The sequence below is a fragment of the Methylocystis rosea genome, from assembly GCF_003855495.1.
Lineage (GTDB): Bacteria > Pseudomonadota > Alphaproteobacteria > Rhizobiales > Beijerinckiaceae > Methylocystis > Methylocystis rosea_A.
On record NZ_CP034086.1, the window covers coordinates 311,224 to 334,304 of the forward strand.

The following is a 23,081-nucleotide window of genomic DNA, read 5'->3' on the forward strand; positions in this document are numbered from 1 at the left end:
AAGGAATTTCCTGCTCGCGGAAGGCGCGCATCTTCGCCGAAAACGCCGCGCGTTTCCAGAACGAACGATCTTTGGGTTCTCAGCTCTTGCCCGGTTCGGCGGCGGAGTGCGCCTTCGAGGTGGCCGGCTTTTGCGCCGCGGCCGCTTTCGGCTTCGTCGCGCTCCTCGCCGCCTTGGGCTTCGCGGCTGGTTCGTCGGCGACGATGTCGTCAACCTTTGCAGCGTCCGCCTTCGCCGCCTTGGCGGCGCGCGCCGCTTTCACGGCCTTGGCGTGTTTGGCGCGTCGCAGCGACACCGCGTCGGGCGCCGGCTTGCTGATCGGCGAGGCGCTGGCGTCGCCGGCGTCAGGCTGCGCCGCATAGGCGGCAAGATCGGGCTGCTCGCCGACCGGCGCTCCGGGCGCGCGCGCCCGCGCCACTGGTCCGGCATAGCCCGGCGCGCGTCCCACATAGACCGACACGGGCTCAAAACGCGGGCGCGGCAGATGCGCGATCTCCTTGGCGTTCATCTGCTGCTGCGGAGCGCCCCCGAGGGTGTCGAGCAGCGGAACGCCTGAGCCGACCGGGACCGAGGCGTCCTCGATCTCCGCCATGAATTCAGCCGCCGCGGGGCCGCGGTGATGGCACACCGACTCGCGCAAGTCGGGCGCCGCCGTTGGGCCGGAGCTGGGGAGGGACGCCAAAGAGGCGACGGCCGCGCCGCTCTGGAACCCGCGATCGAGCAGCGCCGCCGTCTTCGCCGTGCGCAGAATCGGATTGGGCGCGCCGAGAACGACGGCGATCAATCGCCGGCCGCCGCGCGTGGCGGAGGCCACAAGATTAAACCCGGCCGAACACGTGAAACCCGTCTTCATGCCGTCGGCGCCGGCGTAGCGGCCGAGAAGATGGTTATGCGTGGGGATGATCTGCTTGCCGAGCTGCATCGCGCCGATGTTGAACAGATTGGCGTGCTCGGGAAACTGCAGGTAAAGCGCGCGGCCGAGAATGGCGAGGTCGCGGGCCGACGTGACCTGCCGCGAATCGGGCAAGCCGTTGGGATTGACCCATATCGACTGCGTCATGCCGAGGGCGGCGGAGTGGCGGTTCATCTCATCGGCGAAGGCCTCGACCGAGCCGGACACGCCTTCGGCGATGGCGACGGCGATGTCATTGGCGGATTTCACCATCAGCATGACGAGCGCATTGTGCAGGGTGACTTCCGAGCCGGGTCTGAAGCCCATCTTGGAAGGCGCCATGCTGCATGCGCGCGGCGACATCATCACCGGCGTCTCGAGCGAGATGCGTCCCTGGCGCACCGCTTCGAGCGCGACATAGGCCGTCATCAGCTTCGTCACGGAGGCGGGATACCAGGAGGCGGTCGCCTGCTCATGCGAGAGCACGGCCCCCGACGCGACGTCGACGACGATCGACGGGGTCGCGCGGCTGGGCGCCGCGGCGCCAAACAGGATCAGCAATGCGCTGGCCGCCGCAATCAATGTGGACTTCGAGAAGTTCATCGCCTAGCCCCGTTACCCGGCGCTGAACGCGCGGGATCGCATGAAACGCCATCTATATAATAGCGCCTGAGGCGCATAGCCGGAATAGGCGTGGAATTGGGCGATTCGGGGGCGGTTGTTGATAACCTGTTAACCATGAGTAAGGGCGCGCCGCCGTCACGGCTGAAGCGGGTGATTTCGACGCGCGAGTTCTGGCCCGACAAGATGATATCTCATCAGGAATTTCAGCGCACGGGTCCAAGACTGGTCGGTTTCCCCGCGCAGATCCGTCTGCGAGATATGCGCCAGTTCTCCCGTGCGCACGTCGCGAATGCGCAGTTCGAGATATTGCTCCATCACGCTGACTTTTCGAAAGAAGCAGACGAAGGACAGGTCTGCGCCGAGCGTGCGCGCGATGTCGGCGTCGCAGCCGTTGCACTTTCGCAGCCAATGGTCCTTGACCCTCTGATCCGTCGCCGCGCTTCCGTCGACGATTTCGAACAGTCCGGATTGAGCCAGGAGTTCGCGCGCCAGCGCGGTCATTCGTTGGAGGCGCGCGGTTTCTTCCGGGCTTTCCCCGGCGATCGGCCCCCCGGCGGTGAAGTCGTCGAGCTCGATGTCGAAGACCGCGAGTTTCATCGGCGGCGAGGATTGCGCGCCTGCGCCGGTCACGACGGCTCCGGTCGCGATTGTGACGAGCGCCGATAACAAAAGGTGAGTGAGCGTCTTCTTAACCATCGCCAGGCTCCGCTGTTGCAGTTGAAGGCGTAGCTGCGCGAAGCGGTGGAAGCTTCGGCCTTTCGCCTGCGGCGGTCTGGGCAAATTTCCTTTGGAGCAGGTTCCGAAAAAGTTGACAGACTTTTTCGATGAGAACCTGCTCCAACATTTTGATTTTGAGCGATTCCTTGTCGATCACATGATTCCATGTGGTCGGGAAGCGCTCGGAGCCGATGAGGTCGCCGACGCGTCGCCGACAAGTCCTGCGCCGATGGCGAGCCAGACGAGATGGGCGTCGGTGCGCGCGCCGATCTTGGATTTGATCTGATAATGGTAGTTCTGAACGGTTTTCGGACTGAGATTTAAGATGCCGGCGATGTCCTCGGTCGTTCGGCCAGACGCCACGAGCCGCAAGATCTCCGTCTCTCTGGGGCCAAGCTCATCGACGAGCGCGCGGCCCTCGCCCAATCGCTCCGCGGCGATCTCGCGCGCGACGTCGTCGCTGAGCGCCCGGCCGCCTTTGGCGACGATCGTCACGGCGCGGAGCAGCTCGGCGGCGTCGCTGCTTTTGGTGACATAGCCGGACGCGCCGGCTTCGAAGGCTTTCAGCGCAAAGGCCGCGCCGCTGTGCATGGTGAAGATCAGAATGCGCGCGCCCTTGTCCCACTGCCTGATGTGGCGGACCGCTTCGACGCCGCTCGCGCCGGGGAGAGAAAGGTCCATGATGACGATGTCGGGCGAAACCTTCCGATAGGCCTGATAGGCCTCCGCGGCGTTGGCGGCTTCGGCGACGATTCTGTAATCCGGCTGGCGCTCCAGGAGCCGCCGATATCCCTCCCGAACGATCGGGTGGTCGTCAACGAGAAGAATTGCGGTCATGCGGGCGCCAGACCTTTCATCGGCGCGCTGTCGAAGGCGACAAGCGGAATGCGCGCGACGACGCGTACGCCTTTTGTGGCGTCGCTGATCGACAGACTTCCGCCAAAAGCCGCGATGCGCTCGCGAATTCCGAGAATGCCGTGGCCGGAGGCTGCGGCGAGGCGGGAGGCGTCGCCGCCGCCGTCATCTTCGACTGTCAGCGCGACGAGCCCGTCGTCTGGCGCCACGCGCTCGACGCGCAGATAGACATTTTTCGAGTCGCCGTGCCGCATGGCGTTGGTCAGGCACTCTTGCGCGATCCGATAGAGGCTCGTTGAAATCGTCTGAGGAAGGTTGGCGAGGTCGCCCGTGAGCCGCAGGTGGATGAGCGCCTTTCGTTCCGCTTTGGCGTTCCAACTCGCCGCGAGCTGAACGAGACAGGCTTCGAGCCCAAGTTCGTCGAGGTCTTGCGAGCGCAGCCTGGCAAGCGCGTCGCGCAGGGTGGTCATCATGCGCTTGGCGACGCGCGCGATCGAACGCGCGTCCTCGGCGACGCCGGGATCAATCCGGGCCGCCGCCGTCTCGATCGAGCCGGCGAAGGCGAGGGTCGCCGTCAGGCACTGGCCGAATTCGTCGTGGAGGTCGCGGGCGAGGGCGCGGCGCTCCTCCTCCTGGACTTCGAACAGCCGCTTCGTGAGCGCGGCGCGTTCCGCCGTCGTCCGCGCCAGCCGCTCGGCAAGGTCGTTGACCGCGCGCGCGATCAGGCCGAACTCCCCCTTCGTCAGCGCCTTAAGCCGGCTGGCGTAGTTGCCTTGCTCCAGCTGGCGCAGCCCGCGGACGATGGCTCGGGTCGGCGCCAGAGCATGGACGATGGCGGCTGCCGCCAGAAGGCAAATGCAGATCGCCATCGAGGCCGCAACGCCGACGATGATCGATATCTGCCGCCAGGCTTGTCGGATGGCCGCGTCGGCGTCCGCCCTGACGAGGATTGCGCCGGTCTCCGGTTGCCGTACGGTCAAGGGCCGAACGATCGGCGCATGGGCGCCGAATATGCGCTCATAGGCCGCCGCAAACCATGTCGGCGCGGCGGAGCCGACGCCCTCGAGCTGACTGCAAAGGGTCCGCGGCGCTTCGTCGCCCGGCGCATAGCTGATGCAGACGCCCGGCGAAACGAGCTTCAAGGTCGAAAGCGACTCCCAGTCGGGGACGGGCAGAATCTTGTCGCGCCGCATGCTGCCCCGCCAGAGGATGGCCTGCCAGTAGAGATTTTCGAGGTGGTGCGCCACGCGCTCGGCGGACGTCGCCGCTTCCGTTTCGATTGCGCGGTGCGCGTCGACCATCACCCAGCCCGCGGTCAGCGTAAGGCAGATGAGGGTGATGCCGACAAGCTGCAAGACGAGCCCAACGATCAACCGCATGGCGCATTCCTCGACGAAAAACCCATTGCTCAGTAGAGCAGGAATCGAAACGAGGTCCAGCGCGCATCATGCGCTTAGGCTCTGATCGGGCAAATTGCCTGGGCGCGAGGGATTTGGATTCGTTTCAAAATTTCGGCGCGGCCTGGGCGGATATGCTAATGTGACGCCGTGCGGGCTGACGGAAAGCGCCAGTGACGGCCTGGACGCTGCGTCTTGGCGACCCGTTTGTGGACTCGGTCGTGATCGACAAGCTTGAATTCCTCATCGCCGTCGCCAAAGAGAAGAGCTTTTCGCGCGCGGCGGAGATTTGCGGCGTTACGCAGCCCACGCTCTCGGCCGGCGTCAAGCAGCTCGAAGATTCGCTCGGCGTGTTGCTCGTCAATCGTTCCTCGCGCTTCCACGGGCTGACCGCCGAGGGCGAGCGGGTGCTCGAATGGGCGAAGCGCATCGTCGGCGATGCGCGAGCGATGCGCCAGGAAGTTCGCACGCTCAAGGAAGGCCTCACCGGCCAGCTGAAGATCGCCGTCATCCCGACCGCGCTTGGCATCGTCTCGGCGCTGACGACGCCCTATCGCGAGAAGCATCCGGCGGTGCGCTTTTCCGTGATCTCGGCGTCGTCGAGCGAGGTGCTCACCATGCTCGACAATCTTGAGATCGACGCCGGCATTACTTATCTCGACAATGAGCCGCTTGGCCGCGTGCGCACCGTGCCGCTCTGCTCCGAACGCTACCGGCTGCTGACCTTCGCCGACAACCCGCTTGGGAACCGCGACCGGGTGACATGGGCTGACGTCGGGCGCATCGATCTCTGTCTGCTCACGCCAGACATGCAGAACCGTCGCATCGTCGAGCAGCTCATTCGCAAGGGCGGGTCCGAGCCCGTGCCGATCCTCGAGTCGAACGATGTCATCTTGCTGTTCGACCATGTGCGATCCGGCCGCTGGGCGACGGTGCTGCCGGAGAAGCTCGCGAAGACCCTAAACGTGGCGGCGCCGCTGCGCTCGATTCCCATCGTTGAGCCGGAGGCTGTGCATGAAATCGGCCTTGTGGCGCCGCAGCGCGAACCGGTGATCCCGCTGGTCGCCGCCTTGGTCTCGGAGGCCAAAAAGCTGGCGGAAAGCCACACGCTGGACGGTTGATAGGATCGCCCTATCGCACAACGGATGGTCGCTATTGATCGCGCCTTGGATTTCCGGCACTGTTCTCGGAATTAGTCTAAATAGGACGACCGCATATGCGCAACGTCCAGGCTGAAAGGGAAGAAATGTCTGGCGCTGCTCAGTATAGCGACGAGCGCGCGCGGGAGATCATCGCCGCCCATATGGGTCTCGAGGGACCCGCGATGCCCATTCTGCACGCGCTTCAAAAAGAATTCGGCTATGTGCCCGACGCCGCCGTCAAGGAAATGGCCGAGGCGCTCAATATCTCGCGCGCCGAAATGCATGGCGTCGTCACCTTTTATCACGACTTTCACCGCGCCCCGCACGGCCGCCATACGCTGAAGATCTGCCGGGCCGAATCCTGCCAGTCGATGGGGGCGGAGCGACAGGCGCGGGCGTTTCTCGACAAGTTGAAGCTTGACTGGGGTGGAACGACGCCGGACGGCGCCCTCTCGGTCGAGGCGGTGTATTGTTTGGGACTGTGCGCCCACAGCCCTTCAGCGCTTTACGACGGCGAGCCGATCGGCCGCGTCGACGCTGAAATGCTTGACGAAATCGCCGCGGAGGCGCGCGACTGATGGTGAAGCTTTACATCCCGCTGGACATGGCCGCCGTCGCGATGGGCGCCGACAGACTGGCCGCCGCCGTCGCACAAGAGGCCGCAGCCCGCGGCGAAACAATCGAGATCGTGAGAAACGGCTCGCGTGGAATGCTCTGGCTCGAGCCCCTGATCGAGGTGGAGACTCCCGCGGGCCGTGTCGGTTACGGGCCGGCCAAGGTCAAGGACGTCGCGTCGCTGTTTGACGCCGGGTTCCTGACCGGCGGCGCGCATCTGCTGAACATCGGGATCGTCGACGAACATCCCTGGATGAAGAAGCAGAACCGCGTCACCTTCGTGCGTTGCGGCGTCATCGATCCGCTGTCGGTCGCCGAATATGAGGCGCATGACGGCTTCAAGGGCCTCAAGCGCGCCTTCGAGATCGGGCCCGTGGCCGTCGTCGAAGAGGTCACGAAGTCGGGCCTGCGCGGCCGCGGCGGCGCGGGCTTTCCGACGGGCATCAAATGGAAGACGGTGGCGGACTGTCCGCCGGGCCAAAAATATGTGGTCGTCAACGCCGACGAGGGCGATTCCGGCACTTTCGCCGACCGCATGATCATGGAGGGCGATCCGCTCTCGCTGATCGAAGGCATGCTCATTTGCGGATACGCCGTCGGCGCCTCCAAGGGCTATATCTATCTGCGTTCCGAATATCCGATCGTCGCCAAGGTCTTTCAGGCGGCGATTGAGACGGCGCTTGAGGCGGGCTGGCTCGGCAAGAACATCAAGGGCTCGGGTTTCGACTTCGACGTCGAGCTGCGCATCGGCGCCGGCGCTTATGTTTGCGGCGAGGAGACCTCGCTGCTCGAATCTCTCGAGGGCAAGCGCGGCATCGTGCGCGCCAAGCCGCCGCTCCCGGCCCATGTCGGGCTTTTCGGCAAGCCGACGGTCATCAACAATGTGCTGTCCATGGCCACGATCCCGATGATCATGGAGAAGGGCGCGAAGCATTACGCCGATCTCGGCGTCGGCCGCTCGCGCGGCACGATGCCGCTGCAGATCGCCGGCAACGTCAAATATGGCGGCCTCTTTGAGACGGACTTCGGGATTCCGCTCGGCGTAGTCGTCAACGAGATTGGCGGCGGCACCCGCTCTGGTCGTCCCGTCCGGGCGGTTCAGGTCGGCGGTCCGCTCGGCGCCTATGTGCCCGTGTCGCTTTTCGACCTTCCGATCGACTATGAAGCCTTTGCCGCCAAGGACAGTCTCATCGGCCATGGCGGACTTGTGGTTTTCGACGACACCGTCGACATGGCCTGGATGGCGCGCTTCGGCATGGAGTTCTGCGCCATCGAAAGCTGCGGCAAATGCACGCCGTGCCGGCTCGGATCGACGCGCGGCGTCGAGACCATCGACAAGATACGCAGCGGCATGGACGTCGATGCGAATATCGAGCTCCTCAAGGATCTCTGCCACACGATGAAGTTTGGCTCGCTCTGTGCATTGGGCGGCTTTGCGCCGTATCCGGTCGAGAGCGCGCTTCGACATTTTCCCGAGGACTTCCGCAAGCCGGCCCTTGAAGCCGCCGAGTGAGGTAGCCGCCATGACGCTTATCAAAGAAATCGATTACGGCACGCCCGAATCGCCATCCGTAAAATCGGTCACGCTGACCATTGACGGTAAGAGCGTCACCGTGCCCGAGGGCACGTCGATCATGCGCGCGGCTATGGAGGTCGGCACCGAGATCCCGAAGCTCTGCGCCACCGACAGCATCAAGGCGTTCGGCTCCTGCCGGCTCTGCGTCATCGAGGTCGAAGGCCGCAACGGCACGCCGGCCTCCTGCACGACGCCGGTTGCGCCCGGCATCTCCGTCAAGACGCAGACCCCACGCCTCGCCGCGATCCGCCGCGGCGTGATGGAGCTTTATATTTCCGACCATCCGCTCGATTGTCTGACCTGCGCGGCCAATGGCGACTGCGAGCTTCAGGACATGGCGGGCGCGGTAGGCCTGCGCGACGTCCGCTATGGCTATGACGGCGCCAATCACGTCTTCGCCCGCAACAATGGCGAAGTGAATTTCGACTGGAAGCCGAAGGACGAATCGAACCCCTACTTCACCTTCGACTCGTCGAAATGCATCGTCTGTAACCGCTGCGTGCGCGCCTGCGAGGAAGTGCAGGGCACCTTCGCGCTGACGATATCGGGCCGCGGTTTCGAATCGCGCGTTTCCGCCGGCATGGACGAAGCTTTCATGGAGTCGGAATGCGTGTCCTGCGGCGCCTGCGTTCAGGCCTGCCCGACCGCGACGCTGATCGAGAAGTCGGTGGTCGCCGTCGGTCAGCCGGAGCATTCCGAGGTCACGACCTGCGCCTATTGCGGCGTCGGCTGCACCTTCAAGGCTGAGATGCGCGGCGAGGAAGTCGTCCGCATGGTTCCCTGGAAGGACGGCAAGGCCAACCATGGCCATAGCTGCGTCAAGGGCCGCTTCGCCTATGGCTACGCCCACCACGGCGACCGCATCCTCGAGCCGATGATCCGCGAATCGATCGACCAGCCCTGGCGCGTCGTCTCGTGGGACGAAGCGGTCGGCTTCGCCGCCGACCGGCTGAAGGCGGCGCAGGAGAAATACGGAAAGAACGCCGTCGGCGTGATCACCTCGTCGCGCTGCACCAATGAGGAAAGCTACCTCGTTCAGAAGCTCGCGCGTCAAGGCTTCCGCAACAACAACACCGACACCTGCGCGCGCGTCTGCCATTCGCCGACGGGTTACGGACTGGCGCAGGCCTTCGGCACCTCCGCCGGCACGCAGGATTTCGACTCGGTCGACGACGCCGACGTCATTCTGGTCATCGGCGCCAATCCGACCGACGCGCATCCGGTGTTCGGTTCGCGCATGAAGAAGCGCCTGCGCGAGGGCGCCAAGCTGATCGTCATCGATCCGCGCCGCATCGACCTCGTGCGCTCGCCTCATGTCGAGGCGGACTATCATCTTCCGCTGAAGCCGGGCACCAATGTCGCGATGGTCACGGCGCTGGCGCATGTGATCGTGAAGGAAAACCTCGTCAATCTCGACTTCGTCAAAGCGCGCTGCGACTGGGACGAATATCAGGACTGGGCCGCCTTCGTCGCCGACGACCGCTACAGCCCCGAGGCGCTTGAAAGCGTGCTGGGCGTGCCGGCCGCCGACATTCGCGGCGCGGCGCGTCTTTACGCCACCGGCGGCAATGGGGCGATCTACTACGGCCTCGGCGTGACGGAGCATAGCCAAGGTTCCACCACCGTCATGGGCATCGCCAATCTCGCCATGGCGACCGGCAATCTCGGCCGTCGCGGCGTCGGCGTGAATCCGCTGCGCGGTCAGAACAATGTGCAGGGCTCCTGCGACATGGGCTCGTTCCCGCACGAGCTGCCGGGCTATCGCCACATCTCCAACGATGCGGCGCGCCAGGCGTTCGAAAAGGATTGGGGCGTCTCGCTTGATCCGGAGCCCGGTCTGCGCATTCCCAACATGTTCGACGCGGCGATCGAAGGCACCTTCAAGGGACTTTATGTCCAGGGCGAGGACATTCTGCAGTCCGACCCCGATACGCGCCATGTGTCGCGCGCGCTGGCGAATATGGACATCGTCATCGTGCAGGATCTCTTCCTGGTCGAGACGGCGAACTACGCGCATGTCTTCCTGCCGGGCGCGACCTTCCTTGAGAAGGACGGCACCTTCACCAACGCCGAGCGCCGCATCCAACGCGTCACCGAGGTGATGTCGCCGAAGAATGGCTACGCCGACTGGGAAGTCACCCAGCTGCTCGCCAACAAGCTGGGACTCAATTGGAATTACGCCAACGCCAGCGAGATCATGGACGAGATCGCGCGGCTGACGCCGTCCTTCGCGGGCGTGTCGTTCAAACGTCTCGCCGAGGTCGGCTCCGTGCAGTGGCCGTGCAACGATCAGTCGCCGGAAGGCATGCCGATCATGCACACCGACGGCTTCGCGCGCGGCAAAGGCAAATTCGTCATCACCGAATATGTGCCGACCGATGAGAAGGTGGGGCCGCGCTTCCCCTTGCTGCTCACCACCGGCCGCATCCTGTCACAGTACAATGTCGGCGCGCAGACGCGACGCACCGAAAACAGCCAGTGGCATCCCGAGGACGTCCTCGAGATCCACCCGCATGACGCAGAAGATCGCGGCGTACGCGAGGGCGACTGGGTGAAGGTGGCGAGCCGCGCCGGCGAGACGACGCTGCGCGCCAAGATCACGGATCGCGTGGCACCGGGCGTCGTCTATACGACGTTCCATCATCCGAACACCCAGGCCAATGTGGTCACGACCGACAATTCCGACTGGGCCACCAATTGTCCCGAATACAAGGTCACGGCGGTTCAGGTCTCGACCACCAACGGACCGACGGACTGGCAGCATCAGTATCGCGAGCTGACGGAGCAGAGCCGTCGCATCGCGAGCACGATCGACGCGGCGGAATGACGGAGAGGCCGCCGCCGACACTACGGGTGGAATGCCTGGCGCGCCGTCACGATGTGACGGCGCGTTCTTCTCGCGTGATCCCCGAAGAGACGCCGGTCGCCTTCACCTTTGGCGGCTCCACCCATGCGGTGATGATGGCGACGCCAGCGGATCTCGAGGATTTCGCGATCGGCTTCGCGCTGACGGAGGGGCTGATCGATTCGCCGGAGCAGGCGGGCGACGTCGAGATCGTCGTCTCCGACGCCGGCATTGAACTGCGCGCCTGGCTCAAGGGCGGACGGCAGGAAGCCTATGTCGAGCGGCGCCGGTCGATGGCGGGACCGACAGGCTGCGGTCTTTGCGGCATTGAGAGTCTGGAGGCGGCGACGCGCATTCTGCCGATTCTCGACAATGCGCTGTCGGTGCGCGCCGACGCCTTGATCGAGGCGATGGAGCGTCTGCCCGCGGCTCAGAAATATAATCAGGAGACCCGCGCCATTCACGCCGCGGCCTTCTGGAATCCCGTCTCCGGGGCGCTGATTGCGCGCGAGGACGTCGGCCGCCATAACGCGCTCGACAAGCTCGCCGGCGCGCTGACGCGCCAGGCCATCGCCGCGGGGCAGGGCGTGGTGCTGATGACGAGCCGGGTTTCCGTCGAACTCGTGCAGAAGGCCGCGCGCCTGGGCGCGCCGATCATCGCTGCCGTCTCGGCGCCGACCGCGCTCGCGGTGCGCAACGCGCAACACTGCGGCATGACTCTCGTCGCCGTCATGCGCGGCCGGGACTTCGAAGTCTTCACCCATCCAGGACGCATCCTCGAACAGGTTTCCGCACATGTCGCATGATTCGGTCGATAAGCTCGTCAGAATGGCTAACCAGATCGGCACGTTCTTCGTGGCTCAGAAGCATCCTGAAGGCGTCGCGAGCATGACGGATCATTTGAAGAAGTTCTGGGACCCGCGTATGCGGAACGCTATCGTCGCGCATGTCGAACATGGCGGCGCCGGCCTCGATCCGATCGCGATCGAGGCGGTGAAACGCCTCAAACACCCAGCGGGCGCCGCTGCTTCGGAATTGCGTCCCGGCGAAGGCGGTTCGGACGGCTGACGAACGCTCGATTGCTCGCACTCTCCATGTCGCAAAACATTGGACGTCGGCGCGTTCGTCGCCTAGGTCTGAGACCCTGGCGCAGCCGCGCGATCATTCTTACTCCGACTGAGCGATGAACGACCAGACATGTCCCTGCCGCGCGATGGACGCGCAACAGCTTTCCTATGCGGCCTGCTGCGCCCGTTACATCGAAGAGAAACTGCCGGCGCCAAGCGCTGAAGCGCTCATGCGTTCGCGGTACACCGCCTTCGCATTGGGTGACATCGACTACCTTGTCGACTCCTTAGCGCCGGAGTCGCGGTACGATTTTGATCGCAAGGCCATCACGCATTGGTCGCGCAGCTCGCAATGGCTCGGGCTTGAAATCCTGTCGACGGAACAGGGGCTGCAGGGCGATGAAACCGGCTACGTCGAATTCGTCGCGCATTTCTCCAGCGAAGGCGAACGTTATGCGCATCGGGAGCGATCGCTGTTTCGACATGACGCGCAGGATGGCCGATGGTATTTCCTCGAAGAGGCCAATCGCAAGAGCGCGCCCGTCGTGAAGGGCAAGCAGGCGGGCCGTAACGATCCATGTCCCTGCGGCTCCGGCAAGAAATTCAAGAAGTGCTGCGGCGCAGCCGCCTGAGCGGCAATTCGCCCTACGCTGCGATTCACCTGCCGCCAAATCCTGGAACAAAGCGGTTCCGCCCGCGTTGCGTCGGCGTGGAACTCCTTAACCTTGGGAGAACGGCGATGGATTGGAATCGTGTCGAAGGCAACTGGAAGCAGTTCAAGGGCAAGGTAAGAGAGAAGTGGGCGGAACTCACTGACGACGATCTCGCGCGCATGGACGGCAAGCGCGAACAGTTTGAGGGCGTTCTTCAAGAACGCTACGGCGAAGGGCGGGACCGCATTCGCGAAGAGGTTGACGCTTGGCTGAAGACTCTAAACTCGTGAATTTTTGCGCGTCGCGGGCTTAGCGTGACGCCCGCACCTGGCGCTTCTCGGCCCGAACCTCAGGTTCGGGCTTTTTTATCGAGGCGATCTCTTCGCAGGCGAAGAGAGGTGAGAACGGAGCTTTGCCGACATCTTGGAACATTCTTAAAAAGGGAGAGTTGTTTTCATATCCGTCTCCCTTGAAAGGAGAGCCGAAATGAGTTTGAAGCCAAAACTGGGTGTAGACTGGCGGCGCACTGTGGAAATTGTCCGCAAGATGCTGCTTTTGCCGCAAGTCGAAGCGCCGCGAAAGCGTTTCATCCATGTTCGGGAACCGCGACAAGCGGAGATCGAGCAGTGGTTGCGCAGTCAAAAATGATTCCCTCGACCCTAGACCCTTGATGATTGCCTGTTGAACGACAGGCAATCATTTTTTTGCTCATTGCTTATCTATCGTCACTTAGCGCGTCTCAGCTCAAGGCGCCCGTCACGCCTTCCAAGAGAGCGTGAGCAACAACGCTACAGGCTATTTGGCGACTGACGTTGAAAGTCGCACGAGTAAGTCGAGAAACTTATCCGGCATCGGCTCTAAGAGGCTCTTCGCGTATACGTCGCGTAGCCGGGAGGTCAACTCCCCATCGATCCCAAGGAAGGAGAGCTGCTGCGCCACGTCGCGCGGGCCCCCAGGCGCGCGTCGGCGGCCCTTCGAGGTTTGCATTTCGGCCTTCTTATTCATTTCGAAGAGCCCTTGGGCGGCGCTCTGGATATCGGAGCCGTCGACTCCAATGACAACGGGCATGTGAAGAGTCATGATTGAATTCAACAATATTCGAAGGGCAAAGTTCCCTTAGGAGCGCTAACTGTCTTTTTTCGTGGCGATTAGGGCGCAAGCGGAACGATGCATTCGACGGAACGTTATTGGGGAGTTGGAGAGTTCCCGCCCCTCGGAGGGTTTAGATTGGCGCCGCGGTCATTCTGGAAGGGCTATCTGAAGCTTTCGCTTGTGACCTGTCCGGTCGCGATGACGCCGGCCACGACTGAAGGCGACAAAGTTCGCTTCCACATCCTTAATCGGAACACGGGCAACCGGGTCGTCAGTCAATATGTCGACGCGGTCTCCGGCGCGCCGATTGGCGAAGACGACGCGGCGAAAGGTTATCCGCGCAGCGAAGACGATTACGTGTTGCTCGAAGATGAAGAGCTTGACGCCTTAAGTCTCGAAAGCACGCGAACGATCGATATCGAGACCTTTGCTCCGGCCGCGAGCGTCGACTGGATCTGGTTCGACAAGCCGCACTATCTCGTTCCGGATGATCCCATCGGCGTCGAGGCCTTCTCCGTGATTCGAGATGCGATGAATGCGACGGGCACAGTCGGCCTGTCGCGGCTCGTGATGTATCGACGCGAGCGCGCCGTGATGGTCGAGCCGCGCGACAAGGGGCTTGTGCTCTGGACATTGCGCTTCGCCGACGAGGTGCGCGATCCGAAGGACTACCTCGACAAGATCGGCGCCGAACCGCCGAACGCGAAAGCTCTCACCCTGATCTCCAAATTGATCGATGAGCGCAAGAGTCACTGGGACCCGGCGATGACCCATGATCCCGTGCAAGCGCAGTTGCTGGACATCATTTCCGGAAAGAAGAAGGAGCACACACCCGCTCGGGGCAAAAAACAAGCGCCGGCGGCTCCGAGCAATGTCGTCAATATCATGGATGCGCTCCGCAAGAGCATCGATGCGGAAAAACGCGGCTCCAAGCGTCGCTAGACTTTTCTCTTTTTCCGCGTCTTCGGCGTTTCGATCGGCGCCGCCGCTTGACGAAAGCCTTCCCACGGATCGCTCTGCAGCGACTCGAGGCGCGCGAGGGTTTTCGCGATCGTGAAATAGTCAGGTCCGATCGCCGGACTAAGTTCGTCCCAGGAGAGCGGGACCGAGACGGCGGCTCCCGGACGAGCGCGCGTGGAGTAGGGCGCGACAGCCGTCGCGCCGCGCTGATTGCGCAGATAGTCGACGAGTATCTTTCCGCGGCGCTTCGATTTCGTGATCGTTGCAACATATTTGCTCGGGCTGTCATGTGTCATCGCATCGGCGATGCCTTTGGTGAAAGCCTTCACCTCTGGCCATTCCGCTTTGGGCTTCACGGGCGCCACCACATGAAGGCCCTTTCCGCCGGATGTTTTCACGAAGGCGGCGAGCCCAAGGTCTTGGAGTCGGTCCCGCGTTTCTTCCGCTGCCGCAATGACGGACTCCCACGCAACCTCTTCGCCGGGATCGAGATCCATGATGATGACGTCAGGACGCTCCCAGTCCGACGCCGTCGAGCCCCAGGGATGAATTTCCAGGGTCCCGGATTGAACGAGCGCGATCAGGCCGTTGAGATCCTTGATGCTGAGCAAGGGGTCTTCTTCGCCTTTCGGGTCGTCGATGAGCACGATGTTCGGATCGATGCCCTTCCAGGCATGCTTCTGGAAGAACTTCTCTCCCTCGACGCCGTTGGGGCAACGCAGCAGCGCCAGCGGGCGATTGACGATGAAGGGCGCGATATAGCGCCAGATTTCGGCGTAGTAATCGGCGAGGCCCTGTTTGGTGACGCCTTGATCCGGCCAATAGAGCCGATCGGGATGGGTGAGCCTCACGGCGCTTTGCTCCACTCTCGCCGCTGTCGCCCGCTCAACGGGCGGCGCCTTTTCGCGAACGACGTCGCGCGCGTCCTTATCTTCGCGCAGACCGCGAAAGGAGGCGTGCCGAAGATTTTGATCGCCCGTCCAGCCGCGAAATTCCACCTCAGCGACCAGTTCGGGCCGCACGTAGCGTACATTGCGCGCGGCCTCCGTACTGAGGCGCGCGCCGAAAGGGCTCGAGGAGGTGCGCATGGGATCGAGTCTCGTGAAAAGCTCCTGCGCCATATCGGCCGTAAATCCTGTGCCAACGCGGCCAACATGGCAAAGCACGCCATTCTGGTAGACGCCAAGCACGAGGGCGCCGATCGCCCGACGCGACACCGTCGACGGCGTATAGCCTGCGACGACGAATTCCTGCCGCGCGAAGCATTTGGCCTTTATCCAGCTCTTCACGCGGCCAGAGCGATAGGGCGAATCCCGCAGCTTCGACACCACGCCTTCGAGACCGAGCCGACACGCGTGCGACAGCACGACCGCGCCACTGTCCTCAAAGTGAAGGCTCAGACGAACCCTGTCGCCGTTCTCAGCGCCCAAGAGCGCTTCCAGCAACCTTTTGCGTTCCAGCAAGGTCGCGCCGCGCAGATCGTATCCGTCGAGGCAAAGAAGATCGAAGACCCAATAGACGAAGCGATCGGTCCGCCCTGCGCTCAGATCGGCCTGCAGCCCAGAGAAATCCGACGCGCCTGAACTCGTCTCGACGACGATTTCGCCGTCGATGAGCGCGGCGCCGAGAGGCAGGGCGCGCAGCGCTGACGCGACCTCATCGCCGAATTTCTTCGTCCAATCGAGACCGCTGCGTGAGAGCAACCGTACGCGTCCCGCCTCGATGCGCGCCTGCACGCGATAGCCGTCGAATTTGATTTCGTGAATCCATTCCTTACTCGCCGGCGCGGCGCCGGAACTGGCCTGCATCGGCGCAACGAAATTCGGCAGCGGCGCCTTCTTTGCGCCCTTGAGACGCGACGGGTCGATGTCCACCGCAGGCGCTTGCGTTGGCGCGACGGCGCTTGTCCTGATTGACCGGGGCGCGGCGGCCTGCTTTGGCGCGGCGGCTTTTTTCGAGCGCCGCGCCGGCTTGCCGTCTGCCACATCACCGATCGTGCGCCCGGTGTCTACCGAACGCGGCATCTCCTCAAGTATGTCCTCGTCTTCAGGCGCACGCGCAAATTCGTCCTCGCTTTTGATGAGAAGCCAGTTGTCGTGCTTCTCGCGCGGTTTTCGCGCCATGCGCACGAGATGCCAACGGCCGCCGAGCTTTTCGCCGCGCAATTCGAAATCGAGGTGGCCCTTGGCATAGCCCTTGTGCGGATCGCCTTCGGGAATCCACACGCCCTTGTCCCATACGATCACTTCGCCGGCGCCATATTGGCCTTCCGGAATGACGCCTTCGAAGTCGCGATAGTCGAGAGGGTGGTCCTCGACGTGAACAGCAAGCCGCTTTTCGCCGGGCACAAGGCTTGGACCTCTGGTGATGGCCCAGCTTTTCAGAACGCCGTCCATCTCTAGGCGAAGATCGTAATGCAGCCGCCTCGCGGCATGTTTCTGTATGACGAAGCGGCTGCCGGTCTTTCGCGCGCCTCGCCCCTTCGGCTCGCCCGTCGCCCCAAAATCGCGCTTCCTGCGGTAGTCGGCGAGCGACATGCGAGGTCAGCTCGCTTTCCGGCGTGTCGCGGCTGTCCTGGTCTTGCGAGGCTGCGCCGTGCGTTTCTTGGGTGCAGCTTTGTCGCTCTGCTCGGAAAGAGCCGCGCTCTCGCGCAGCGCCTCGAGCAGATTGACGACCTTGGCTTCGCGAGCCTTACGCGGCGGCGCGACTGGCGTGCCTTCGAGCTTCGCTTTTACAAACTCGGCGAGGACGGCCTCATACCGGTCTTCGAACGTAGATGGGTCGAAGGCGCCCCGCTTGGTGTCGATAATGTGCTTGGCCAGCTGAAGCATTTCGCCCTGAACTTTAACCTCGGGCACTTCGTCGAACGCCTGTTGCGCCGAGCGCACCTCATAATCGAAGTTCAGAGTCGTCGCGAGGAGCCCGTCGCCATAAGCGCTGATCAGAACGGTGCGCGCGCGCCTGAAGAGCACTGTCTTCGCGAGGGCTGCGACTTTGTTCTTGCGCATACCCTCGCGTATCAGAACGAAAAGTTCGTTCGCGTCGCTTTGGGAGGGGGAGAGATAGTAGGGCTTGTCGAAATAGACGGCGTCGATTTCGCCGCAATCCAAGAATGTCTCGATGGCCAGAGTTTTGTCGCTCTTTGGCGTCGCCTGAGCGACTTCCTCCGGTTCGAGAACGACATATTCGTTCTTACCGACCTCATAGCCTTTGACTTGATCGCCGGATTCTACAGGTTCGCCGGTGTCGCTATCGACAAAGGTCCGTCGCACGCGGTGACCGGTGGATCGGTTGATCGTGTGGAACGCGATCCTGTCAGACGTTGAAGTCGCGGAGTAGAGCGCCACCGGACAGGTAAGCTCCGCTATCTTCAGAGAGCCCTTCCAGTTCGCTCTTGGCGCCAACGCATACCTCTTACGCTCGCGGGCGAGCTGAACGCTCGCCCGCTGATTACGCTTCCGGAGACTTCATACTGTCAAGCTTTTCGGAGAGTTTTGACGCAAGCATCAGTCCGACGGCGGCGCCGATGATCAGATGGAGGTTTGGCGCTACGCGTTCGGCCACGGCTTTCGCCGCGACAGGCGCCATCGAGCCGATGGAGGAGCCGATCGAGCGCACCAAATTTCCATCGGGCTTCAGCATCTGATCAAGGAAGGGGAGCTGCGAAAAAATGCTCTGCTCGACTTCTGGTGCTGGAGCTTGAGTTTCCAGCGAGGCTGATTCCTTAGTCGCGAGATAGACAACGAGCGCCGCAAAGAGAAAGGCTCCGGCGATGACGAGGTTGCCGGCAATTTCTCCCCAAGTCCTCATGGCGTAAGCGTGGGCGGCGGCCGTTGCGAAGCCGAGCGCGAGCAGCGCGAGGGTCGCGACGATGGCGAGACGCGACGCGCCTCGCGTCGCGTTCGCGATACTCTCGTCAACCCGATGGAATAGCGGATCCAGCATCATGATCTTGCCCCGCCAGAGATTAGCTGCGGCCCTTCCACATGGCCCCGATGAGAAATCCTCCCGCGACGGCAAGCAGCAGCGCCGTCACCGGCTGTTCGCGCACCGCGCCTTCGACCGTTGTCTTGAGCCCTTCGCCTGCCGACCTGGCCTTCTCCGCGATTTCCCGGGACTGCTCGCCCACTGTCGTTAAAGCGGCGTCAGCCCTCTCCATGGTTTCATCGACCTTTGCGCTGACGTCGTCAGCCATCGAGGACGCCTTCGCGGCGGCGTTCGCCGACGCCTTGGTCACGGCGTCTTGGGCCTCCTGGACCTTGTTCGTGACTTGCGATGTTATGCTCATGCCCTCTTCTCCGCTGTTACTGCCCCGCTGGGCGAAGACTGAACTTCCAGATCGGTTGATTGTTCCTCGCCGCGTCCCACTGACGCACGCTACTCTGGAAGATTGATCTCGTGCTGAGGGAACACGTGGCTGAAGGTCACTGTTCCGGCGATGAGCAGAGGCGTCGCGAGAATTGCGCCGACTGGGCCCCAGAGCCATGTCCAGAACACGAGTCCCAGGAAGACTAGTCCGGGATTCAAAGTCAGTCGGCGGCCGATGACGCTCGGCGATACGACATTGGCCTCTAACGTATCTGCGACGAGAAGAATGAGCGGGGCGACGAGCGCCTGCGAAAGTGATCCGAACGTAGCGAAGCCGACCAGAAACAATGCGACGTAGATCGCGATCGGGCCGACATAAGGGATAAATTCGAGAGCGAAGGCGACGATGCCCCATAACAGCGGATTTGGAAGGCCGACAGCAAAAGCGGTCACGGCGACGATGACCGCCAGAACGAGGTTGATGGCGGCCACCACAGCCATATAGCTCTTGAGATCTCGTTCGATGTTGTTGAGAAGCCGCAGCGTGCGCAACCGCGTTTCCTTGTCATCGAAGATGAAGACAAGGTAGCGGCGCAGCTCCTCTCGTCCGGCCAAGGAGAAGAACAAGGCCGCGAGAAATACAATCAGCTCGCCGATGGTCGGGGTAAGAAAATTCATCGTTGACTGCAGGATTGCCGCTGCGTCAAGGGAGCCGCCCCCGGTTCGTGCGAATGTGCTTTGCAGCCGCTCCAGCGAAAACGCCGGGCCAAACGCGGATCGCAGCTTATCGCTGAATGAGGTCAACAGTTCGGGCGCGCGACCAACCCAGTCGACGGCGATCGTCGAGCCCTGAACAATCGCTGCATGAATAATCAATAAGGCGCCAAAGACGACCGCAGCTGCAAAAATGCTGGGCGGCAGGCCCCATTTTCGCAGGGTGGTCACCCACGGCCCGAGCATGAAAGCGAGCACGCCTGCTGAAACGAGCGGCACCAACAGGGTTTGAGCCAGGCTCATCGCCACGGCGAGCATCAGCACGAACATGCCGATGAGCGCCCATGATGAAATTTTCTGGAGACCGAGCGAGGGTTCCAGCGTCTGGTCTTGGACCGTCTGCGTCGACAAGTTGAGCCCCGGGAAAGCGCGACAATTCGGCGGAGACGTAACTCAACGGCGCTAGCCAATGTTCCACCGCCGCGCGCCCACTCGCCAGCTGCCGGAGGGCAACCGCTTTTACAATCCCGGAAAGATGTCCTTGCCGTCTTCGGCAAGTTTCGCTTCGCCGATCGACTTTTGAAATTCTCCAACGACGATCTGCGCGAGTCCGGTGAGCGTGAGATGAGTCGACTGCGTGGCGAGTCCAAGGGTCAACTTGGTCTTGCCCATGGCCTCGTTGGCATAGCCGCGCATCTGATCAGTTGCGCCCGACTGCACAATGTTGTCGAGCGCCTCCCACATCGAACCCTTCACTTGGGCGACCGAGTAGCGCGCCCGAGTTGAGCGCTCAAGATCGACAGAGTTTCCCTCTGCGCTCGCCGTTGGATTCAATGCATCGCCAGAACGGCATTCTTCATCGGCACAGATAATGGGGTCCCCGCCATCTTTAGTTAACGCATCCATCGATCCCATGCTCCTAAATCTCAATTCCTGGGTTCGGCCCTGCCGCCCGCCAGGATGAAAACTGATTTGCAGGGTTCTATGTTCCGAGGGTTCGCGCAGTCGCGTATTGCGCAGCTTGAGGCTCGGAGCGGCTGCTAAATAAAAAGCGGCGTAACGAAAATGGCGATGCGCAATTTACTTGAACGGCTTCTCGACGCCTGGCGGCAATGCGACGTCGAACCCCTGATTGATCGCCGAAAACATCTGATAAAAACCGGACAGGGCGACCAGTTCAACAAACCCTTCGACGCCGAACGCCTTGATGGCTTCGTCCTGAACGCTCTGCGGAATGTTTCGCCAGGACAAGGTCGACGCCAGCACCGCAGTGACGAGATCATAGGGCGATGAAGCGACGGCGCTTAAGTCTTCGTCTCTTTCCAGGGCGCTGATCAGCGAGGCTGGAACGCCCGCCGCTTCGGCGTGCTGAACATGATCAGCCCATTCGAAGTCGGCCCCGGTCCGACGCGCGACGAACAGCACAACGAATTGATAGACCTCACGGGGAAGATGGCCCTGGAACTTCAAATAATAGCCGAGGTCCTCGATCTTTTCGCAAAGCTGCGGATGGTTCATCAGGGCGGCGTAGGGACCGCCGAAGCCCGCGCCTTGCGCCTTCCGCCGTTCGACCATGCGGTCGTAGCGCGCACGATCGGCCGGCGACAGCGTTGAAGGATCAAAAGGCAACTGAGCCATCGGCGCCTCCCCGGTCACTCGTGGTAGGAATAGGCCGCAATGGCCTCGGCCCAGTCCTTGACCGGCGTCGTGAAGGCCTTGTCGGCCTTGACGTCGATGAGGCAGGGGCCTTCTCCCTGCAACGCTCTCTCGAATGCGCCGGCAAGATCGCCCGGAGAGCGCACGGTTTCGGCGCGAGAGCCCAGGGCCTGCGCAAAACCTGCCCAATCGTGATCCGGCAATCGCGTCAATTCGTCGGGCGTTGGACCGAGTCCATGCGCGCGCAACCAAACATTGCCAAGCGCGGCATTGTTGATGACGACATAGATCACCGGCAGCTGATAGCGCGCCGCGGTCGCGATTTCCATGCCGCCCATGCGCATGCATCCATCGCCCGTGACGACCGCCACGCGGCGGTGCGGCTGCGCGCATTGGACGCCGATCGCAGCGCTGATCGCCCAGCCCATCGGGCCGAGATTGGTGGCGGATACGTAGGTCTTGGGTTCGTAGGCCTCCCAGTAATGGCCGGCGAAAGCGCGATGCGCGCCGGAATCCACCACTAGAACGCCGTCGCGCGGGAATGCCTTTCTGAGTTCGCGGATGACGCGCGCCGGATGAATCGGAGCCGCATCGCTCTCGCAGTTTTCCGGATCCTGCAGGCGGGGTTGGGAGCGGATCTCGGACATCCAAGCCGCGCGTGCGGAGAGCGTCGGTTCGAGAGCCGCGCGTAACTTATCGCTTTGATCGAGCAGATAGCGAAGATAGGCGCCGCAGCTGCCAACGATCCCGCCGTCCTGGACATGCGTCCCGATTGCGGAGGGCAGCAAATTCACGCAGATCGTTTTGTTGGGTTTGACTTGCAGCGCCCAATGCATCGTGTCGCGCTCATTCAGTCCCGACCCCAGAATGATCAGCAGATCGAGCGAGGGGTCCATCAAGGCGGCGCGGGAGTGGTGCGTCCCCGCATAGCCGAACACGCCGAGCGAAAGCGGGTGGTCCTCCGGGAAGACGCCCTTTCCGCGCAGTGTCGTCGCGACGGGAATGCGCCAGGTCTCGGCGAATTCCTTCAGCGCATGGGCGGCGTTCGAGTGTTCGACGCCCGCGCCGGCCAATATGGCGATCTTGACGGGCGGCTTGCGGCCAGAGCCGCCAAAGAAATGTTCGAGCGACGACTCGGCGGCCGCCATCGACAGCGCGTTGTAATCGACCAAGGCCCGATCAATCGGCGTATGGCTGACGAAAATCTCGGCGGCCAGGCAGTCGCCTGGCAATGACAGATGTACGGGCGCAGCGGGACGGGTACGAAGATGTAGCAGGGCGTGCTCAAACAGATGCGGCATATTCTTCGGATTGTCGACGGAAGAAGAATAGCGCGTCAGCGGCTTCATGATCGCGACGTCATCCAGAGTCTGGGGGCTTGCGTCCTGAAATACGCCCAAGCCCTCGAGGACAGTCGCCACTTCGCCGCTCATCAGAAGAAGCGGCGAGCCGTCGGACTGCGCGGTCGCCACCGCGGTGACCGTATTGGTGAGGCCGGGCCCGCCGATGCAAAGCGCGGCGCCGAAATTTCCGCTCGCGCGTGCGTAGCCGTCCGCCATATAGGCGGCGCCGCCCTCTTGCGCCGCCACGATCGGCGTCAGCGCCTTCTGTCTTCCCAAGGCGGGAAGAAAGGGATCAACGAGGCCGCCCGGGACCATGAACACATGGTCGAGTCCTTCGCGCGCCAGCGCTTCGAGGATGAAGTCGACCCCTAGGTGCATTCCCAGCTCCATTGACGCGTCAGGCGCGCATGAAAAAAGCGCATTCGCCAGCACTTCATATAGTCGAGCGCAAGCTCGAGGATCAATGGAGGATTTTGACCGCGACAGGCGCGGCGGGAGCAAGCGCCGTCTTGCGGTAAATCACGAACTCGGCCGTCGCCGGAAGTGAATCCGTGCGACCGAGTTCCTATTTATGCTGTCGGCGCTGCTCCAAGGGCCGCGCCGATGCGCTTTTCACAACTTCGGC

23 protein-coding genes are annotated in these 23,081 nt (G+C 62.6%); 9 read left to right on the forward strand and 14 right to left on the reverse strand.

The window, feature by feature from the left end; translation table 11 throughout:
- Positions 1–79 precede the first annotated feature (79 nt).
- From EHO51_RS01420 to EHO51_RS01435, 4 genes are all read right to left on the reverse strand, one after another.
- Positions 80–1,495, reverse strand: coding sequence for a D-alanyl-D-alanine carboxypeptidase family protein (locus EHO51_RS01420; RefSeq protein WP_124737389.1), 1,416 nt, complete (start codon positions 1,493–1,495; stop codon positions 80–82).
- Between the two features lie 156 nt (positions 1,496–1,651).
- Positions 1,652–2,212, reverse strand: a complete 561-nt coding sequence (locus tag EHO51_RS01425; protein ID WP_124737390.1) for a DUF3280 domain-containing protein — start codon at positions 2,210–2,212, stop codon at positions 1,652–1,654.
- 174 nt (positions 2,213–2,386) lie between these two features.
- Positions 2,387–3,070: a response regulator gene (locus EHO51_RS01430; RefSeq protein ID WP_124737391.1), complete on the reverse strand. Its 684-nt coding sequence runs from the start codon at positions 3,068–3,070 to the stop codon at positions 2,387–2,389.
- Positions 3,067–4,467 carry a HAMP domain-containing sensor histidine kinase gene (locus tag EHO51_RS01435; RefSeq protein WP_124737392.1) on the reverse strand — a complete coding sequence of 467 codons (1,401 nt, stop codon included), beginning with the start codon at positions 4,465–4,467 and terminating at the stop codon, positions 3,067–3,069. Before EHO51_RS01435 ends, EHO51_RS01430 begins: the two co-directional genes overlap by 4 nt.
- Positions 4,468–4,706: 239 nt before the next feature.
- Here EHO51_RS01435 and EHO51_RS01440 point away from each other — a divergent pair, with 239 nt between their 5' ends.
- The 8 genes from EHO51_RS01440 to EHO51_RS01475 all read left to right on the forward strand — a co-directional run bounded on the left by EHO51_RS01440 (position 4,707) and on the right by EHO51_RS01475 (position 12,673).
- Positions 4,707–5,606, forward strand: coding sequence for a LysR family transcriptional regulator (locus tag EHO51_RS01440; RefSeq protein ID WP_029648327.1), 900 nt, complete (start codon positions 4,707–4,709; stop codon positions 5,604–5,606).
- 125 nt (positions 5,607–5,731) lie between these two features.
- Complete coding sequence (locus tag EHO51_RS01445; RefSeq protein WP_029648326.1) at positions 5,732–6,205, forward strand: formate dehydrogenase subunit gamma; 474 nt, start codon at positions 5,732–5,734, stop codon at positions 6,203–6,205.
- Positions 6,205–7,755, forward strand: a complete 1,551-nt coding sequence (locus tag EHO51_RS01450) for a formate dehydrogenase beta subunit (RefSeq protein ID WP_124737393.1) — start codon at positions 6,205–6,207, stop codon at positions 7,753–7,755. The genes EHO51_RS01445 and EHO51_RS01450 overlap by 1 nt, the downstream gene beginning before the upstream one ends.
- Positions 7,756–7,765: 10 nt before the next feature.
- Positions 7,766–10,645 (forward strand): formate dehydrogenase subunit alpha, encoded by a 2,880-nt coding sequence (gene fdhF / locus EHO51_RS01455; protein ID WP_124737394.1) that lies wholly within the window; start codon positions 7,766–7,768, stop codon positions 10,643–10,645.
- Entirely contained in the window at positions 10,642–11,469 is an 828-nt protein-coding gene (fdhD, locus tag EHO51_RS01460; RefSeq protein WP_124737395.1) for a formate dehydrogenase accessory sulfurtransferase FdhD, read from the forward strand. The genes fdhF and fdhD overlap by 4 nt, the downstream gene beginning before the upstream one ends.
- Positions 11,459–11,731, forward strand: coding sequence for a formate dehydrogenase subunit delta (locus EHO51_RS01465; protein ID WP_124737396.1), 273 nt, complete (start codon positions 11,459–11,461; stop codon positions 11,729–11,731). The genes fdhD and EHO51_RS01465 overlap by 11 nt, the downstream gene beginning before the upstream one ends.
- Positions 11,732–11,846: 115 nt before the next feature.
- Positions 11,847–12,362: a YchJ family protein gene (locus EHO51_RS01470; protein ID WP_124737397.1), complete on the forward strand. Its 516-nt coding sequence runs from the start codon at positions 11,847–11,849 to the stop codon at positions 12,360–12,362.
- Positions 12,363–12,469: 107 nt separating this feature from the next.
- The gene (locus tag EHO51_RS01475; RefSeq protein ID WP_124737398.1) at positions 12,470–12,673 is read left to right on the forward strand and encodes a CsbD family protein; all 204 of its coding nucleotides are present in this window, start codon (positions 12,470–12,472) and stop codon (positions 12,671–12,673) included.
- Positions 12,674–12,692: 19 nt separating this feature from the next.
- On the opposite strand, the gene EHO51_RS20420 is transcribed toward EHO51_RS01475, so the two are convergent.
- Together EHO51_RS20420 and EHO51_RS01480 are read right to left on the reverse strand one after the other, a co-directional pair.
- Entirely contained in the window at positions 12,693–12,977 is a 285-nt protein-coding gene (locus EHO51_RS20420) for a hypothetical protein (RefSeq protein ID WP_164479323.1), read from the reverse strand.
- Positions 12,978–13,178: 201 nt separating this feature from the next.
- On the reverse strand, positions 13,179–13,451 hold the full coding sequence (locus EHO51_RS01480; protein ID WP_124737399.1) for a NepR family anti-sigma factor: 273 nt from the start codon (positions 13,449–13,451) through the stop codon (positions 13,179–13,181).
- Positions 13,452–13,610: 159 nt separating this feature from the next.
- On the opposite strand from EHO51_RS01480, the gene EHO51_RS01485 reads away from it, so the two are divergent.
- Entirely contained in the window at positions 13,611–14,417 is an 807-nt protein-coding gene (locus EHO51_RS01485) for a Ku protein (RefSeq protein ID WP_124737400.1), read from the forward strand.
- Here the strand turns inward: EHO51_RS01485 and ligD are convergent.
- The 8 genes from ligD to EHO51_RS01525 all read right to left on the reverse strand — a co-directional run bounded on the left by ligD (position 14,414) and on the right by EHO51_RS01525 (position 22,834).
- Positions 14,414–16,972 carry a DNA ligase D gene (gene ligD / locus EHO51_RS01490; RefSeq protein WP_124737401.1) on the reverse strand — a complete coding sequence of 853 codons (2,559 nt, stop codon included), beginning with the start codon at positions 16,970–16,972 and terminating at the stop codon, positions 14,414–14,416. The genes EHO51_RS01485 and ligD overlap by 4 nt on opposite strands.
- A gap of 6 nt (positions 16,973–16,978) precedes the next feature.
- Positions 16,979–17,839, reverse strand: a complete 861-nt coding sequence (locus EHO51_RS01495; protein ID WP_124737402.1) for a Ku protein — start codon at positions 17,837–17,839, stop codon at positions 16,979–16,981.
- Positions 17,840–17,885: 46 nt separating this feature from the next.
- Positions 17,886–18,383: a hypothetical protein gene (locus EHO51_RS01500; RefSeq protein WP_124737403.1), complete on the reverse strand. Its 498-nt coding sequence runs from the start codon at positions 18,381–18,383 to the stop codon at positions 17,886–17,888.
- 19 nt (positions 18,384–18,402) lie between these two features.
- The gene (locus tag EHO51_RS01505; protein ID WP_124737404.1) at positions 18,403–18,723 is read right to left on the reverse strand and encodes a hypothetical protein; all 321 of its coding nucleotides are present in this window, start codon (positions 18,721–18,723) and stop codon (positions 18,403–18,405) included.
- Between the two features lie 89 nt (positions 18,724–18,812).
- Entirely contained in the window at positions 18,813–19,868 is a 1,056-nt protein-coding gene (locus tag EHO51_RS01510; RefSeq protein ID WP_124737405.1) for an AI-2E family transporter, read from the reverse strand.
- Positions 19,869–19,976: 108 nt separating this feature from the next.
- On the reverse strand, positions 19,977–20,291 hold the full coding sequence (locus tag EHO51_RS01515) for a hypothetical protein (protein ID WP_205788986.1): 315 nt from the start codon (positions 20,289–20,291) through the stop codon (positions 19,977–19,979).
- Between the two features lie 246 nt (positions 20,292–20,537).
- Positions 20,538–21,095, reverse strand: a complete 558-nt coding sequence (locus EHO51_RS01520; RefSeq protein WP_124737406.1) for a carboxymuconolactone decarboxylase family protein — start codon at positions 21,093–21,095, stop codon at positions 20,538–20,540.
- 14 nt (positions 21,096–21,109) lie between these two features.
- Positions 21,110–22,834: a thiamine pyrophosphate-binding protein gene (locus EHO51_RS01525; protein ID WP_164479324.1), complete on the reverse strand. Its 1,725-nt coding sequence runs from the start codon at positions 22,832–22,834 to the stop codon at positions 21,110–21,112.
- Positions 22,835–23,081: the final 247 nt, after the last annotated feature.

Excerpts from the sequence above, each read along its gene's own strand:
- EHO51_RS01420 (WP_124737389.1), bottom strand. The coding sequence starts at position 1,495 with ATGAACTTCTCGAAGTCCACATTGATTGCGGCGGCCAGCGCATTGCTG.
- EHO51_RS01425 (WP_124737390.1), bottom strand. The coding sequence starts at position 2,212 with ATGGTTAAGAAGACGCTCACTCACCTTTTGTTATCGGCGCTCGTCACA.
- EHO51_RS01430 (WP_124737391.1), bottom strand. The coding sequence starts at position 3,070 with ATGACCGCAATTCTTCTCGTTGACGACCACCCGATCGTTCGGGAGGGA.
- EHO51_RS01435 (WP_124737392.1), bottom strand. The coding sequence starts at position 4,467 with ATGCGGTTGATCGTTGGGCTCGTCTTGCAGCTTGTCGGCATCACCCTC.
- EHO51_RS01445 (WP_029648326.1), top strand. The coding sequence starts at position 5,732 with ATGTCTGGCGCTGCTCAGTATAGCGACGAGCGCGCGCGGGAGATCATC.
- EHO51_RS01450 (WP_124737393.1), top strand. The coding sequence starts at position 6,205 with ATGGTGAAGCTTTACATCCCGCTGGACATGGCCGCCGTCGCGATGGGC.
- fdhF (WP_124737394.1), top strand. The coding sequence starts at position 7,766 with ATGACGCTTATCAAAGAAATCGATTACGGCACGCCCGAATCGCCATCC.
- fdhD (WP_124737395.1), top strand. The coding sequence starts at position 10,642 with ATGACGGAGAGGCCGCCGCCGACACTACGGGTGGAATGCCTGGCGCGC.
- EHO51_RS01465 (WP_124737396.1), top strand. The coding sequence starts at position 11,459 with ATGTCGCATGATTCGGTCGATAAGCTCGTCAGAATGGCTAACCAGATC.
- EHO51_RS01470 (WP_124737397.1), top strand. The coding sequence starts at position 11,847 with ATGAACGACCAGACATGTCCCTGCCGCGCGATGGACGCGCAACAGCTT.
- EHO51_RS01475 (WP_124737398.1), top strand. The coding sequence starts at position 12,470 with ATGGATTGGAATCGTGTCGAAGGCAACTGGAAGCAGTTCAAGGGCAAG.
- EHO51_RS20420 (WP_164479323.1), bottom strand. The coding sequence starts at position 12,977 with ATGGATGAAACGCTTTCGCGGCGCTTCGACTTGCGGCAAAAGCAGCAT.
- EHO51_RS01480 (WP_124737399.1), bottom strand. The coding sequence starts at position 13,451 with ATGCCCGTTGTCATTGGAGTCGACGGCTCCGATATCCAGAGCGCCGCC.
- ligD (WP_124737401.1), bottom strand. The coding sequence starts at position 16,972 with ATGTCGCTCGCCGACTACCGCAGGAAGCGCGATTTTGGGGCGACGGGC.
- EHO51_RS01500 (WP_124737403.1), bottom strand. The coding sequence starts at position 18,383 with ATGATGCTGGATCCGCTATTCCATCGGGTTGACGAGAGTATCGCGAAC.
- EHO51_RS01505 (WP_124737404.1), bottom strand. The coding sequence starts at position 18,723 with ATGAGCATAACATCGCAAGTCACGAACAAGGTCCAGGAGGCCCAAGAC.
- EHO51_RS01520 (WP_124737406.1), bottom strand. The coding sequence starts at position 21,095 with ATGGCTCAGTTGCCTTTTGATCCTTCAACGCTGTCGCCGGCCGATCGT.
- EHO51_RS01525 (WP_164479324.1), bottom strand. The coding sequence starts at position 22,834 with ATGCACCTAGGGGTCGACTTCATCCTCGAAGCGCTGGCGCGCGAAGGA.